Genomic DNA, 13837 nt, shown 5'->3' on the forward strand with positions numbered 1-13837 from the left:
GAAGAGGGTGTGTCAGGCAACGTTGATGTCGACTGACACACCCCCTTCGCGAGCAAGCCCGCTCCCACAGGGTTACGTATTGCTCTCAGGCGCGGTTACTGCTTCTCAAGCAACCACTTGCGTTCACCCGGGGTGAACTGCGGCATTTCATCCGCCAGTGCGGTATTCACTGCCTGGAAAATCTCCAGCGCCTTGCCTTTGCGGGCAAAGATCCAGTTGTTGCCCTGGCCGTTGAGTTGCAGCCACATGCTGTCGTGGTCGCTGTTCATCGAGGCACAGTCGCCTGCCAGGCACAGGGCATAGCGGTCGGCGCCGGGCAGACCGGACACCTGGCCGTCGGCCTGGAACTGCACGGTGCCGCCTTCGCCGTCGCCGCTGGCAATTTTCCAGCTGCCGCCCAGGTAGGCCGAATACAGTGCGCGCTCGAAGCTGGCGCCGATTGGCGCACCTTCCGGCACGGGGATTTGTGCGCGGTCGAACAACTGGTCGGGTTCGTTCTCGGTGGCGGCTTGTTTCATCCGGCCGCCGTCACGTTTCAGCTCACTGCCGGAGCTGCCATAGAAGTCGACTTTCCAGGCGCCGGACTGTTCGCCCTGCAGCCGTCCTTCGACGTTCTCGAAACCGTTGGTGTAGCGGGCCTGACCGGCCTTGGTGTTGACGTCCCACTCCAGGTTCGGGCCATAGGCCTGAAGCGCTTCGCGCAGGGGGCCGCCCTTGGCAGCAGCATCGATCGCCACCTGGTTGATCCAGGTGCCGCTGATGTCACGGTCGGCGGGGTCGCTGGCACAGCCGCCGAGGAAAATGGCGAGCAGCGAGAGAGCAAGCGCTTTGCGCATGGTGGAATCCTTTCAAAACCTTTTCTTTACCGCAGAGCAGTCGGCGCAGCGTGTGAGGGCTGCGCCGTGTGCATTACTCGATGACCAGGATGGCATCCATTTCGACTTGCGAACCCTTCGGCAGGGCAGCAACGCCGATGGCGGCGCGGGCCGGGTACGGCTGGTCGAAGTACTTGCCCATGATCTCGTTGACCTTGGCGAAGTGGCTCAGGTCGGTGAGGAAGATGTTCAGCTTGACGATGTCCTTGAACGAACCGCCGGCAGCTTCGGCTACGGCTTTGAGGTTCTCGAACACCTGGACGGTCTGGGCTTCGAAGCCTTCAACCAGTTCCATGGTTTTTGGGTCCAGAGGAATCTGGCCCGACATGTAGACAGTGTTGCCGGCCTTGATCGCCTGGGAGTAGGTACCGATGGCGGCTGGGGCCTTGTCGCTGGTGATAACAGTCTTGGTCATGTATGACTCCTTGTTAGGTGTGAGTTAGGCACGCATGCGGGTGATGCGGATGACCCCGGTCAGGGCGCGCAGTTTCTTGATCACGCGGGCCAGGTGCACACGGTCGTGGACGCTGACCACCAGCTGGACGACGCTGATGCGGCCATCGCGCTCGTCCATGCTGATTTTCTCGATATTGCCGTCGGCCGCGTTGACGCTGCTGGCCAGCAGGGCGATCAGGCCGCGTTGGTGTTCCAGTTCGACGCGCAGCTCGACGTTGAATTCGCCGGTTACATCCTTGGCCCACGAGAGCTGGATGCATTTTTCCGGGTTGTGCCGGATTTCGCTGATGTTGCGGCAGTTGTCCAAGTGCACGACCATGCCTTTGCCCGCCGACAGATGGCCGACAATCGGGTCACCCGGGATCGGCGTGCAGCACTTGGCGTAACTGAGCACCAGACCTTCGGTGCCGCGAATCGCCAGCGGACCTTCCGGACTTGGCAACTGTTCACCTTCGCCGAGCAGACGGCGCGCCACGACATAGGCCATGCGATTGCCGAGGCCGATGTCTTCGAGCAAATCTTCGATCAGTTCGAGGCGGTACTCGGTAAGCATGGCCGTGACGCGCTCGGCCGGGATCTTCTCCAGCGAGCTGTCGAAACCGTTGAGCACCTTGTTCAGCAGGCGTTCGCCGAGGCTGATGGACTCGGAGCGGCGTTGCAGTTTCAGCGCGTGGCGGATGTGCGTGCGTGCCTTGCCGGTGACCACGAAGTTGAGCCACGCCGGATTTGGCCGCGCGCCTGGCGCGCTGACGATCTCGACCGTGGAACCGCTTTGCAGCGGCTCGGACAGCGGTGCGAGACGGCGGTTGATCCGGCAGGCAATGCAGCTGTTGCCGACGTCGGTGTGCACCGCATAGGCAAAGTCGACCGCCGTGGAGCCTTTGGGCAGCTCCATGATCCGGCCTTTGGGCGTGAACACGTAGACCTCGTCCGGGAACAGGTCGATCTTCACGCTCTCGATGAATTCCAGCGAGTTGCCGGCACGTTGCTGCATTTCCAGCACACCTTTGACCCACTGACGGGCGCGGGCGTGAGTGCCTTTCGGCTGCTCGTCACCGCTGGATTTGTACAGCCAATGGGCGGCAATGCCGTTGTTGGCCATCTCTTCCATTTCGCGGGTGCGGATCTGGATCTCGATCGGCACGCCGTGCATGCCGAACAGTGTGGTGTGCAGCGACTGATAGCCGTTGGCCTTGGGGATCGCGATGTAATCCTTGAAGCGCCCCGGCAACGGTTTGTACAAATTATGCACAGCACCCAGCACGCGATAGCAGGTATCGACCTTGTCGACGATGATCCGGAACGCATAGACGTCCATGATCTCGTTGAAGGCCCGACGCTTGCCGCGCATTTTCTTGTAGATGCCGTAGAGGTGTTTCTGGCGCCCGCTGACTTCGCCCTGAATGCCGTCGATCGCGAGGCAGTGGCCGAGGGACTCTTCGATCTTGTTGACGATTTCCTTGCGGTTGCCCCGGGCGCGCTTGACCGCCTGGTAGATCCGCGCGGAACGCATCGGGTGCATCGCCTTGAAGCCGAGGTCTTCGAATTCGATACGAATCGCGTGCATGCCCAGCCGGTTGGCGATGGGCGCGTAGATTTCGAGGGTTTCCTTGGCGATCCGGCGGCGTTTTTCCCCGGACAGCACTTCCAGCGTGCGCATGTTGTGCAGGCGGTCGGCGAGTTTGACCAGGATCACGCGAATGTCGCGCGCCATGGCCATGGCCATTTTCTGGAAGTTTTCGGCCTGGGCTTCGGCCTTGGTCTCGAAGTTCATCTGGGTCAGTTTGCTGACCCCGTCGACCAGTTCGGCCACGGTTTCACCGAACTGCGCTTGCAGCGCCTCTTTGGCGATACCGGTGTCTTCGATCACGTCATGCAGCATCGCGGCCATCAGGCTCTGATGATCCATGTGCATGTCGGCAAGAATATTCGCCACCGCAAGAGGATGCGTGACGTACGCCTCGCCGCTGCGACGGCGCTGACCGTCATGGGCTTGTTCGGCGTAGAAATACGCTCGGCGGACCAGGTTGACCTGGTCGTTGCCGAGGTAGGTCGATAAGCGATCGGCGAGGGCGTCTATGCTCGGCATGATGACTCCTGCCGTAGGCTGTGTTCCCGCGCCGTGCTACGTCGACCAGGCATAGGCTTAGACGGCCTCGTTGGACTCGTCCTCGAACGCAGCGAAGACCGGGTCTTCATGGACAATTTCCTGCTCGGCGATGAACTCGTAGCTCATCAGGCCTTCTGCGATTTCACGCAGGGCGACAACGGTCGGCTTGTCGTTTTCCCACTGGACCAGTGGCTCTTTGCCGCCGGTGGCCAGTTGACGGGCACGCTTGGTAGAGAGCATGACCAGCTCAAAGCGGTTTTCCACGTGTTCTAGGCAGTCTTCAACGGTTACGCGGGCCATGGTATTCCTCGGAGCGAATGCAATATGCGCGCTGCCCGGTTGGGCGAGCGGACTGAGCAGTTTAAAAAATCACCAGCGATTAGGGAAGCGCTGATTTTTTGACCAGACCCTTCAACGCGCTGCAAGCACCAATGTAAAGCGCTTGCAGCGGTTTTGGGAAGTGCTGATTAACCCAGCAGTTCGGCCAGCAATTTGCCAAAACGTACCTGCTGGCGTTTCTGTTGCAGCTGGTTGGCGCGGAAAATCGCCTTCAGATCGTCCAGTGCATGGGCGAAATCGTCGTTGATGATCAGATAGTCGTACTCGACATAGTGGCTCATCTCGCTGACGGCTTCGCGCATCCGGCCGTCGATGATCTCGTCGCTGTCCTGGCCGCGGTTGGTCAGGCGCTGGTGCAGGGCCTGAAGCGACGGCGGCAGGATGAAAATCGAGCGTGCCTGCGGCATCAGCTTGCGCACTTGCTCGGCGCCTTGCCAGTCGATTTCCAGAATCAGGTCGTGACCTTCGTCCAGCGTCTGCTGCAAGCGGCTTTGCGAGGTGCCGTAGAAGTTGCCGAAGACTTCGGCGCGTTCGAGGAAGTCGCCGTGCTCGCCCATTTTCACGAACTCTTCGCGGGTCACGAAGTGATAGTTCACGCCGTCCACTTCACCCGGACGCATGGCGCGGGTGGTATGGGAGATCGAGACGCGGATCTCCGGATTGGCATCGGTCAAAGCCTTGACCAGGCTGCTCTTGCCCGCACCCGATGGGGCGGAAATGATGTACAGGGTGCCGGTGCTGTGGGTCATGTCTGTTGCCTTACTCAATATTCTGCACTTGTTCACGCATCTGCTCGATCAACACCTTGAGGTTGACGGCGGCCTGGGTGCTGCGCGGGTCGAAGGCCTTGGAGCCCAGTGTGTTGGCTTCGCGGTTGAGTTCCTGCATCAGGAAGTCCAGGCGCCGGCCGGCGGCACCGCCGGACTTGAGCACCCGGCGAACTTCGATGATGTGCGTGCTCAGGCGATCCAGTTCTTCGGCCACATCGCTCTTTTGCGCGAGGATGACCATTTCCTGTTCCAGACGCTGCGGATCCAGTTCGGCCTTCATGTCGGTGAAGCGGTCGAGGACTTTCTGGCGCTGGGTCGCGAGCATGTGCGGCACCAGTTCGCGCAAGGTCACGACATCCTCTTCAATTGAAGTCAGGCGCTCGTTGATCAGGCGTGCCAGCTCCGCGCCTTCGCGCTCGCGGCCGGCCTTGAGTTCTTTCAGGCCTTGATTGAACAGGGCCAGCGCCTCGGCGTTCAGGGCTTGCGGATCGGTCGCGTCGGCCACCAGCACGCCTGGCCAGGCCAGCACTTCCAGCGGGTTCAGCGCCGCCGGGTTCTTGATCAGGCCGGCAACGGTTTCGGCGGCGGCGACCAGTTGCGCGGCGCGCTCGCGGTCGACCTGCAACGGTTTGCCGGTGCTTTCTTCGGTGAAGCGCAGGGTGCATTCCAGTTTGCCCCGCGACAGGCCCTGACGCAGGGCTTCACGCACCGCGCCCTCAAGGTCGCGGAACGACTCCGGCAGGCGCAGGTGCGGTTCGAGATAGCGGCTGTTGACCGAGCGCAGCTCCCAGCTCAGGGTGCCCTGGACGCCGGCTTTTTCGACGCGGGCGAAGGCGGTCATGCTGTGCACCATGGCGGTGACCTCGCAATGCAGATCGGCGCAGAAGGGATGTTCCGCAGGCTCGATATCAATGAATTTAAGCCGACTGGCAGCAAAGGCGCAGGATTGTAGCGCAGTGCGGCGGATGCGCCCAAACACACGGTGTGACAAAGGGCTGCAGGCCGTCGGTTATGCGCGTTTCAGGCCTCTGGGTCGACGGTCGGAATTTTTAACCCGTGCCCAGGCGCGGTGCAGCGCTCTATAATGCTCGGCAGTTTTCCGTCCCCAGTACAGGTATTCCCTATGAAACGTCCAAGTGGTCGCGCTGCCGATCAGCTTCGCTCGATCCGCATTACCCGCAACTACACCAAACACGCCGAGGGATCCGTACTGGTCGAATTCGGTGATACCAAGGTCATCTGCACCGTCAGCGTCGAAAACGGCGTGCCGCGCTTCCTCAAAGGGCAAGGCCAGGGCTGGTTGACCGCCGAGTACGGCATGCTGCCGCGCGCCACTGGCGAGCGTAATCAGCGTGAAGCGAGCCGTGGCAAGCAGGGCGGCCGCACTCTGGAAATCCAGCGTTTGATCGGTCGTTCCCTGCGCGCTGCGCTGGACATGTCCAAGCTGGGCGACGTCACCCTGTACGTCGACTGCGACGTGATCCAGGCTGACGGCGGCACCCGCACCGCGTCCATCACCGGCGCGATGGTGGCACTGGTCGATGCGTTGAAAGTGATCAAGAAGCGCGGCGGCCTGAAAGGCGGCGACCCGCTCAAGCAAATGATCGGCGCCGTGTCGGTCGGTATGTATCAGGGCGAGCCGGTGCTGGATCTGGACTATCTTGAAGATTCCGCCGCCGAGACCGACCTCAACGTGGTGATGACCAGCACTGGTGGCTTCATCGAAGTTCAGGGCACCGCCGAAGGCGCGCCGTTCCAGCCTGAAGAGCTGAACGCCATGCTGGAACTGGCCAAGAAAGGCATGAACGAAATCTTCGAACTGCAAAAGGCCGCACTGGCCGACTGAGCAGGTTCGTAACCCGCAAGGAGGACGCGATGAGTGATGAGCAAGAGTTGCTGCCCAAGCCGAGCCAGGAGGTTCGCCAATGGGCGATGTTTTGTCACTTGTCCGCCTTGCTGGGAATCTGGATTCCGTTCGGCAACCTGATCGGGCCGCTGATCCTGTGGCAGATGAAGCGCGAAACCGATCCGTTCATCGACGCTCAGGGCAAGGAAGCGCTGAATTTTCAGATCACCGTGGCGATTGCTGCCGCGATCTGCCTGCTGCTGATGGTGTTGATCATCGGCTTCTTCTTGCTGGGCCTGCTGGCGATCGGGGCGCTGGTGTTGACGATCATTGCCGGGGTGAAGGCGAACGAAGGCTTTCCCTACCGTTATCCATTCACCTGGCGACTGATCAAATAATAACCAGCGACGATTTCCCTTGTGGGAGCGGGCTTGCTCGCGAAGACGGTGTATCCGTCAACGAGTAGGTGGCTGACACGACGCCTTCGCGAGCAAGCCCGCTCCCACATTTGAAAAGCAGTTACCCACAAAAAAGCCGACAGCAATGTCGGCTTTTTTGCATTCACGGATCGACGCTTAGATGGTCAGCGTCCAGTCGTAGTCGACGATCAGCGGCGCGTGCTGCGAGAACCGTGGCTGACGCGGCAGGCGTGCGCTGCGTACGAAGCGGCGCAGGCCCGGGGTCAGCAGCTGGTAATCGAAGCGCCAGCCCAGATTCAGCATCTCGGCCTGTTCGTTGTCCGGCCACCAGCTGTACTGGTCGCCTTCGCGGCTGACTTCGCGCAGGGCATCGACATAGCCCATGTTGCCGACAATCTCGTCCATCCAGGCGCGTTCTGGCGCCAGGAAGCCCGGGGATTGCTGGCTGTCGCGCCAGTTCTTGATGTCGAGCTTCTGCTGCGCAACGTACAGCGAGCCACAATAAATGTACTCGCGACGTTTACGCCGCTGCTTGTCCAGGTACTTGCCGAAGTCGTCCATGAGCTTGAACTTCTGGTTCAAGTCCTCATCGCCGTTCATCCCCGAAGGAAGCAGCAAGGTGGCAATACTGACTTTGTCGAAATCTGCTTGCAGGTAGCGCCCGTAGCGGTCGGCCGTCTCGAAACCGAGACCGCTGATGACAGCCTTCGGTTGCAACCGCGAATACAAAGCCACGCCGCCTTGGGCAGGGACTTCAGCATCGCAGGCATAAAGGAAGTAGCCATCCAGTTGGAAGGCTGGGTCATCCAGTTCAAAGGCGGAGGCACGGGTGTCCTGCAGGCAGATGACGTCGGCATTCTGTGCCTGCAGCCAACTGAGCAAACCACGCTCGACTGCAGCCTGAATACCATTGACGTTCACACTGATGATCCGCATAAATGGCCCCAAAAATCGCGTGCGTGTATGATACACGGCGTCAAGCTAATTAGCTAAATCCGTGGTATTTGGGGTTTTTTTCATGCAAGCGTATCAGCGCGATTTCATTCGTTTTGCCATCGATCGCGGCGTTTTGCGCTTCGGTGAGTTCACCCTGAAGTCCGGGCGCACCAGTCCCTACTTCTTCAATGCCGGCCTGTTCAACTCGGGTTCGGCCCTGGCGCAGCTGGGGCGTTTCTACGCTGCAGCCATCGCCGAAAGCGGCATTCCTTTCGACGTATTGTTTGGCCCGGCCTACAAAGGCATCCCGCTGGCAGCCACCACCGCTGTCGCACTGGCCGAACACCACAACCGTGACCTGCCATGGTGCTTCAACCGCAAGGAAGCCAAGGCCCACGGCGAAGGCGGCAGCCTGGTCGGTGCGCCACTGACCGGTGAAGTGCTGATCATCGACGACGTGATCACCGCCGGCACCGCGATCCGCGAAGTGATGCAGATCATCGCTTCCCAGGAGGGCGCCAAGGCGGCCGGCGTGCTGATCGCCCTGAACCGTCAGGAGCGTGGCAACGGTGAATTGTCGGCGATCCAGGAAGTCGAGCGTGACTTCGGTATTCCGGTGATCAGCATCGTTTCGCTGAACCAGGTGCTGGAATTCCTCGCCGACGACACACAGCTCAAGCAGCATCTGCCCGCCGTGGAAGCGTACCGCGCCCAGTTCGGCGTCTGAACTGTGGAATGAGCTTTTGTGGCGAGGGAGCTTGCTCCCGCTGGGCTGCGTAGCAGACCCGATAAGCTTGTGAGCGCTGCGCACTCAAGCGGGAGCAAGCTCCCTCGCCACAATAGATGGAAGGCCGCAGGCAAAAAAAGACCCCGCTCAGCCAGGCTGAGCGGGGTCTTTTTGTTTGCGCGACGCCTTAAGGACGCTTGCGATTGCTGATCAGCGTGCCCACACCAGTGTCGGTGAAGATTTCCAGCAGGATCGCGTTCGGTACGCGGCCGTCGATGATCAGCGAGCTGCCAACGCCGCCCTGAACCGCTTCCAGTGCGCAGCGGATCTTCGGCAGCATGCCGCCGTAGATGGTACCGTCGGCGATCAGGTCGTCGACCTGCTGGGTGCTCAGGCCGGTCAACACGGTGCCCGACTTGTCCATCAGGCCGGCGATGTTGGTCAGCAGCATCAGCTTCTCGGCTTTCAGCGCCTCGGCGACTTTACCGGCCACGAGGTCGGCGTTGATGTTGTACGACTCACCGTTCTCACCGACGCCGATCGGCGCGATCACCGGGATGAAGTTGCCTTTGACCAGCAGGTTCAGCAGTTCGGTGTTGATCCCGACCACTTCACCGACCTGACCGATGTCGATGATTTCCGGCTGGGTCATCTCCGGGGTCTGGCGGGTGACGGTCAGTTTCTTCGCCCGAATCAGCCCGGCGTCTTTACCGGTCAGGCCGATGGCACTGCCGCCGTGACGGTTGATCAGGTTGACGATGCTTTTGTTGACCTGACCGCCGAGGACCATTTCCACCACGTCCATGGTCGCGGCGTCGGTGACGCGCATGCCATCGACGAAGTGGCTTTCGATCGACAGACGCTTGAGCAGATCACCGATCTGCGGGCCGCCGCCGTGAACCACGACCGGGTTGATGCCCACGGCTTTCATCAAGACGATGTCGCGGGCGAAGCCGGTTTTCAGCTCCTCGCTTTCCATCGCGTTGCCGCCGTATTTGATCACCAGGGTCTTGCCGACATAACGTCGGATGTAAGGCAACGCTTCGGACAGAACCTGGGCGGTGTGGGCGGCGGCTTCGCGTTCGAGGGTCATTCAGGGCTCCGGGTGAATCAGAACGGTAGTTGGAGATCAGGTGCAACGCGTTTCAATTGGGCGTGGAACACATCCTTGATGCGCTGCAATTCAGCCTCGTCATCGGCCTCGAAGCGCAGCACCAGCACCGGTGTGGTGTTGGAGGCGCGCACCAAGCCCCAGCCTTTGGCGTAATCGACCCGCACGCCGTCGATGGTGGTCAGGTCAGCGCCTGGGCCCCACTGTGCGTCGTGCAGTGCATCAATGATGCTGAATTTGCTCTCTTCGGTCACATGGATATTGATTTCAGGCGTAGAAATATCGTTCGGGAAGGTCGCAAACAGTTCTTCCGCGGTGGATTTTTCCTTGCTGAGGATCTCCAGCAGCCGTGCGGCGCTGTAGATGCCGTCGTCGAAACCGAACCAGCGCTCCTTGAAGAAGATGTGGCCGCTCATCTCACCGGCCAATAGAGCACCGGATTGTTTCATTTTCTTTTTGATCAACGAGTGACCGGTCTTCCACATTAGCGGGCGACCGCCGTATTCCTTGATCAACGGCACCAGACGGCGGGTGCATTTGACGTCGAAGATGATTTCCGCGTCCGGGTTGCGCGCCACCACGTCGCGGGCGAACAGCATCAGCAGGCGATCCGGGTAGACGATGCTGCCAGTATTAGTCACTACGCCGACGCGGTCGCCGTCACCGTCGAAGGCCAGACCGAGGTCGGCATTGGTTTCCTTGACCTTGGCGATCAGGTCGACGAGGTTCTCGGGCTTGCCCGGATCCGGGTGGTGGTTGGGGAAGTTGCCGTCGACTTCGCAGAACAGCGGGATGACTTCGCAGTTCAGTGCTTCGATCAGTTGCGGAGCGATCACCCCGGCCGCGCCATTGCCGCAGTCGACCACGACTTTCATGCGCCGGGCCAGTTTGACGTCCCGGACGATTTCGGTGGTGTAACGGTCAAGGATCTCGACCTGGGTCACGCTGCCCTGGCCGCTGCTCAGGTCGTTGGTCTTGATGCGCTCGTGCAGCACCTGGATCTGCTCGTTGGCGAGGGTGTCGCCGGCGATTACGATCTTGAAGCCGTTGTAGTTCGACGGGTTGTGGCTGCCGGTGAGCATCACCCCGGATTTACCCGCGAGCACGTTGGCCGCGTAGTACAGCGCCGGGGTCGGGACCAGGCCGACATCGCTGACATGGCAGCCGCTTTCGGCGATACCGCGGATCAGCTCGGCAACCAGCTCCGGGCCGGACAGGCGACCGTCACGACCGACGGAAACATTCGGTTCACCTTGGGCTAGGCTCTGTGAGCCGATGGCGCGGCCGATCCAGTAAGCGGTTTCGGCATTGAGGAATTCCGGCACGGTGCCGCGAATGTCATAGGCGCGGAAGATGCTGTCGGGAAGCTTCGGGGCGATCTTGGCGGGGGTGCTCATCTGCACAAATGCTCCATCTCGAAAGTGGCGGGACACACCGACGATTCACTCGGCGGCAGGCTCAAACTGAAGGGTATGACGGCGTTTTCCGCAGAGAGTTCGTGGTGTGAAAGGGCCATGACGCCTTGCCTGGCGTGGCCTGCGGCCGGCAAAACCTTGATTTTCGGTGCTAAAACCTGCTGCACAAATTTTGTGGCGAGGGAGCTTGCTCCCGCATGGGGACGCTGCGCCCCCAAGATTTTGGGTCTGCTGCGCAGCCCAGCGGGAGCAAGCTCCCTCGCCACAGAAATTACCCGTGGATCATTTAGTGCCGGTATGGCCAAAACCGCCCGCGCCGCGTTCGGTTTCAACGAACTCTTCAACCATTTCGAAGTGCGCCTGCACCACGGGTACCAGCACCAGCTGCGCCAGACGTTCGCCGACAGTCATGGTGAAGTCGCTCTGGCCACGGTTCCAGCAGGACACCATCAGCGGGCCCTGATAATCCGAGTCGATCAGGCCGACGAGGTTGCCCAGCACGATGCCGTGCTTATGGCCCATGCCCGAGCGCGGCAGGATCAGCGCGGCGAGGTTCGGGTCGCCGATGTAGACCGACAGACCGGTAGGGATCAGCACGGTTTCACCCGGCTTGATCACGATGTCCTGTTCCAGCATGGCGCGCAGGTCGAGGCCGGCGGAGCCTGGGGTGGCGTATTGCGGCAGCGGGAATTCGGTACCGATGCGTGGGTCGAGGATCTTGGCTTGCAAAGCGTGCATGTAAATTAAACCTGGTTCAGACGTTCGGCGATAAAAGTGACCAGTTGGCGAGCGATCTTGCTCTTGCTGGTCTGGGCGAAAACAGTGGCATGAAGCTCACGGTCGATCACGCTGCAGGCGTTTTCTTCGCTGTTGAAACCGATGCTCGGGTTGGCGACGTCGTTGGCGACGATCAAATCGAGATTCTTGTCTTTCAGCTTGCGTGCAGCGTAGTCGAGCAGGTGTTCGGTCTCGGCGGCGAAGCCGACACTGAACGGACGGTCGGGACGGGTCGCGATGGTGGCCAGGATGTCCGGGTTACGCACCATTTGCAGGACGAAGCCGTCGCCGCTTGTAGGGTCTTTCTTGAGTTTTTGCGGGGCAACGACTTCCGGACGGTAGTCCGCCACCGCAGCCGAGGCGATGAACACATCACATGGGATAGCCGATTCGCACGCTGCGAGCATGTCGCGGGCACTGACCACGTCGATACGCGTGACGCGATCCGGCGTCGGCAGGTGTACCGGGCCGCTGATCAGGGTCACGCGGGCGCCGGCTTCCACCGCGGCTTCGGCCAGAGCGAAGCCCATTTTCCCGGAGCTGTGGTTGGTGATGTAGCGCACCGGGTCGATGTTTTCCTGAGTCGGGCCGGCGGTGATCACCACGTGCTTGCCGGTCAGTGCCTGACGCTGGAAACAATCCGCCGCGCACTGCGCCAGATCGGTGGCTTCCATCATCCGGCCCATGCCGACGTCGCCGCAGGCCTGGCTGCCGGAGGCCGGGCCGAAGGTCTTCAGGCCGCGGCTTTCAAGGAGTTGCAGGTTGGCCTGGGTCGCCGGGTCGCGCCACATCGCCTGATTCATCGCCGGCGCGACGGCCACTACGGCATCGGTAGCAAGAACCAAAGTGGTCAGCAAATCGTTGGCGATGCCTTGGGCCAGACGGGCGATCAGGTCGGCGGTGGCCGGGGCGATCAATACCAGATCGGCCCACTTGGCCAGCTCGATGTGGCCCATCGCCGCTTCGGCGGCCGGGTCGAGCAAGTCGAGGTGAACCGGGTGCCCGGACAGGGCCTGCATGGTCAGCGGGGTGATGAACTCGGCGCCGCCATGGGTCATGACCACGCGCACTTCGGCGCCCTGGTCGATCAGGCGCCGAACCAGATCGGCGCTCTTGTAGGCCGCAATGCCGCCGCCGACGCCCAGAACGATGCGTTTCCGATACAGCCGCTGCATAGGTCTGCCTTTCATTTCGTGGGTGACATACGTGGCGAAACCCCCTCCCCAGGGTGAATTCGCCCGCAAAAAAGATGGGCTACGATATCACAGCGACCGCTACGGAACAGCGGCGCCCACAGACAAGGAAGGTGTATGAGTATTCGCGATTGGCCAGCGGCGGAGCGGCCGCGGGAGAAGCTACTTGAACAGGGCGCGGGAAGCCTTTCCGATGCCGAATTACTGGCGATTTTTCTTCGTACCGGGGTCACGGGAAAAAGCGCGGTGGATCTGGCGCGACACCTGTTGACGCAATTCGGCAGCCTGCGCGCATTGCTGGAGGCCGATCTTGCGGCGTTCAGCGTGCAGTTGGGATTGGGGCCTGCGAAGTTCGCACAGTTGCAGGCGGTGCTGGAAATGGGGCGGCGGCATCTGGCCGAGCGCATGCGTAAAAAACCGGCGCTGGAGAATCCGCAGGCAGTTCGGGATTACTTGAAGTCCATGCTGCGCCACGAGCCGCACGAGGTGTTCGGCTGCCTGTTTCTCGACTCCAAGCATCAAGTGCTGACGTTCGAGGCGCTGTTTCGCGGCTCGATCGACAACACCAGTGTGCATCCCCGGGAAGTGGTGAAACGCTCATTGGCCAACAACGCGGCGGCGGTGATTCTCTGCCACAACCACCCGTCGGGGAACAGCGATCCGAGCCAGGCGGATCGGCAACTGACCAAGCGCTTGCAGAAGGCTTTGGATCTGATTGATGTGCGGGTGCTCGATCACTTCATCGTTGGCGACGGCGAGCCGTTGTCGATGGCGGAGTATGGCTGGATGTAGCTTTCAACAACAAACGCCAACCCCTGTGGGAGCGGGGGGGGGGGGGGGGGGGGGGGGGGGGGGGGGGGGCG

Annotated in this window: 14 protein-coding genes and 1 pseudogene; 4 read left to right on the top strand and 11 right to left on the bottom strand. The window is 61.1% G+C overall.

Annotated elements, in window-relative coordinates; genetic code table 11:
- Positions 1-95: 95 nt before the first annotated feature.
- The 6 genes from NTD85_RS01445 to NTD85_RS01470 form a co-directional block, all read right to left on the bottom strand.
- Positions 96-836 (bottom strand): hypothetical protein, encoded by a 741-nt coding sequence (locus NTD85_RS01445; protein ID WP_003229511.1) that lies wholly within the window; start codon positions 834-836, stop codon positions 96-98.
- 73 nt (positions 837-909) lie between these two features.
- Positions 910-1290 carry a RidA family protein gene (locus NTD85_RS01450; RefSeq protein ID WP_003229509.1) on the bottom strand — a complete coding sequence of 127 codons (381 nt, stop codon included), beginning with the start codon at positions 1288-1290 and terminating at the stop codon, positions 910-912.
- Positions 1291-1314: 24 nt separating this feature from the next.
- Positions 1315-3420: a bifunctional GTP diphosphokinase/guanosine-3',5'-bis pyrophosphate 3'-pyrophosphohydrolase gene (spoT, locus tag NTD85_RS01455; protein ID WP_003229505.1), complete on the bottom strand. Its 2106-nt coding sequence runs from the start codon at positions 3418-3420 to the stop codon at positions 1315-1317.
- A gap of 57 nt (positions 3421-3477) precedes the next feature.
- Complete coding sequence (rpoZ, locus tag NTD85_RS01460) at positions 3478-3741, bottom strand: DNA-directed RNA polymerase subunit omega (RefSeq protein ID WP_003229503.1); 264 nt, start codon at positions 3739-3741, stop codon at positions 3478-3480.
- Positions 3742-3908: 167 nt separating this feature from the next.
- On the bottom strand, positions 3909-4529 hold the full coding sequence (gene gmk, locus NTD85_RS01465) for a guanylate kinase (protein ID WP_003229498.1): 621 nt from the start codon (positions 4527-4529) through the stop codon (positions 3909-3911).
- A gap of 10 nt (positions 4530-4539) precedes the next feature.
- Positions 4540-5403 carry a YicC/YloC family endoribonuclease gene (locus tag NTD85_RS01470; protein ID WP_003229497.1) on the bottom strand — a complete coding sequence of 288 codons (864 nt, stop codon included), beginning with the start codon at positions 5401-5403 and terminating at the stop codon, positions 4540-4542.
- 270 nt (positions 5404-5673) lie between these two features.
- On the opposite strand from NTD85_RS01470, the gene rph reads away from it, so the two are divergent.
- Complete coding sequence (gene rph, locus NTD85_RS01475) at positions 5674-6396, top strand: ribonuclease PH (RefSeq protein WP_003229494.1); 723 nt, start codon at positions 5674-5676, stop codon at positions 6394-6396.
- 29 nt (positions 6397-6425) lie between these two features.
- On the top strand, positions 6426-6794 hold the full coding sequence (locus tag NTD85_RS01480) for a DUF4870 domain-containing protein (protein WP_003229492.1): 369 nt from the start codon (positions 6426-6428) through the stop codon (positions 6792-6794).
- Positions 6795-6971: 177 nt separating this feature from the next.
- Here the strand turns inward: NTD85_RS01480 and NTD85_RS01485 are convergent, their stop codons facing one another.
- On the bottom strand, positions 6972-7751 hold the full coding sequence (locus tag NTD85_RS01485; RefSeq protein ID WP_003229491.1) for an exodeoxyribonuclease III: 780 nt from the start codon (positions 7749-7751) through the stop codon (positions 6972-6974).
- Between the two features lie 82 nt (positions 7752-7833).
- On the opposite strand from NTD85_RS01485, the gene pyrE reads away from it, so the two are divergent.
- The gene (gene pyrE, locus NTD85_RS01490; RefSeq protein ID WP_103483721.1) at positions 7834-8478 is read left to right on the top strand and encodes an orotate phosphoribosyltransferase; all 645 of its coding nucleotides are present in this window, start codon (positions 7834-7836) and stop codon (positions 8476-8478) included.
- Between the two features lie 187 nt (positions 8479-8665).
- Here the strand turns inward: pyrE and argB are convergent, their stop codons facing one another.
- The 4 genes and pseudogenes from argB to coaBC all read right to left on the bottom strand — a co-directional run bounded on the left by argB (position 8666) and on the right by coaBC (position 12956).
- Complete coding sequence (gene argB, locus NTD85_RS01495; protein ID WP_003229488.1) at positions 8666-9571, bottom strand: acetylglutamate kinase; 906 nt, start codon at positions 9569-9571, stop codon at positions 8666-8668.
- Positions 9572-9588: 17 nt separating this feature from the next.
- Positions 9589-10965: pseudogene (locus NTD85_RS01500) on the bottom strand (phosphomannomutase/phosphoglucomutase); the annotation flags it as partial.
- Positions 10966-11286: 321 nt separating this feature from the next.
- Positions 11287-11742, bottom strand: coding sequence for a dUTP diphosphatase (dut, locus tag NTD85_RS01505; protein WP_003229483.1), 456 nt, complete (start codon positions 11740-11742; stop codon positions 11287-11289).
- 5 nt (positions 11743-11747) lie between these two features.
- Positions 11748-12956 carry a bifunctional phosphopantothenoylcysteine decarboxylase/phosphopantothenate--cysteine ligase CoaBC gene (gene coaBC, locus NTD85_RS01510; protein ID WP_003229480.1) on the bottom strand — a complete coding sequence of 403 codons (1209 nt, stop codon included), beginning with the start codon at positions 12954-12956 and terminating at the stop codon, positions 11748-11750.
- Positions 12957-13091: 135 nt separating this feature from the next.
- Here coaBC and radC point away from each other — a divergent pair, with 135 nt between their 5' ends.
- Positions 13092-13766 carry a RadC family protein gene (gene radC / locus NTD85_RS01515; protein ID WP_262141248.1) on the top strand — a complete coding sequence of 225 codons (675 nt, stop codon included), beginning with the start codon at positions 13092-13094 and terminating at the stop codon, positions 13764-13766.
- The last annotated feature ends 71 nt before the right edge of the window (positions 13767-13837 follow it).

The sequence above is a fragment of the Pseudomonas sp. 13B_3.2_Bac1 genome, assembly GCF_025466205.1.
GTDB classification, from domain to species: domain Bacteria; phylum Pseudomonadota; class Gammaproteobacteria; order Pseudomonadales; family Pseudomonadaceae; genus Aquipseudomonas; species Aquipseudomonas fluorescens_H.

Excerpts from the sequence above, each read along its gene's own strand:
- NTD85_RS01445 (WP_003229511.1), bottom strand. The coding sequence starts at position 836 with ATGCGCAAAGCGCTTGCTCTCTCGCTGCTCGCCATTTTCCTCGGCGGC.
- NTD85_RS01450 (WP_003229509.1), bottom strand. The coding sequence starts at position 1,290 with ATGACCAAGACTGTTATCACCAGCGACAAGGCCCCAGCCGCCATCGGT.
- spoT (WP_003229505.1), bottom strand. The coding sequence starts at position 3,420 with ATGCCGAGCATAGACGCCCTCGCCGATCGCTTATCGACCTACCTCGGC.
- rpoZ (WP_003229503.1), bottom strand. The coding sequence starts at position 3,741 with ATGGCCCGCGTAACCGTTGAAGACTGCCTAGAACACGTGGAAAACCGC.
- gmk (WP_003229498.1), bottom strand. The coding sequence starts at position 4,529 with ATGACCCACAGCACCGGCACCCTGTACATCATTTCCGCCCCATCGGGT.
- NTD85_RS01470 (WP_003229497.1), bottom strand. The coding sequence starts at position 5,403 with ATGGTGCACAGCATGACCGCCTTCGCCCGCGTCGAAAAAGCCGGCGTC.
- rph (WP_003229494.1), top strand. The coding sequence starts at position 5,674 with ATGAAACGTCCAAGTGGTCGCGCTGCCGATCAGCTTCGCTCGATCCGC.
- NTD85_RS01480 (WP_003229492.1), top strand. The coding sequence starts at position 6,426 with ATGAGTGATGAGCAAGAGTTGCTGCCCAAGCCGAGCCAGGAGGTTCGC.
- NTD85_RS01485 (WP_003229491.1), bottom strand. The coding sequence starts at position 7,751 with ATGCGGATCATCAGTGTGAACGTCAATGGTATTCAGGCTGCAGTCGAG.
- pyrE (WP_103483721.1), top strand. The coding sequence starts at position 7,834 with ATGCAAGCGTATCAGCGCGATTTCATTCGTTTTGCCATCGATCGCGGC.
- argB (WP_003229488.1), bottom strand. The coding sequence starts at position 9,571 with ATGACCCTCGAACGCGAAGCCGCCGCCCACACCGCCCAGGTTCTGTCC.
- dut (WP_003229483.1), bottom strand. The coding sequence starts at position 11,742 with ATGCACGCTTTGCAAGCCAAGATCCTCGACCCACGCATCGGTACCGAA.
- coaBC (WP_003229480.1), bottom strand. The coding sequence starts at position 12,956 with ATGCAGCGGCTGTATCGGAAACGCATCGTTCTGGGCGTCGGCGGCGGC.
- radC (WP_262141248.1), top strand. The coding sequence starts at position 13,092 with ATGAGTATTCGCGATTGGCCAGCGGCGGAGCGGCCGCGGGAGAAGCTA.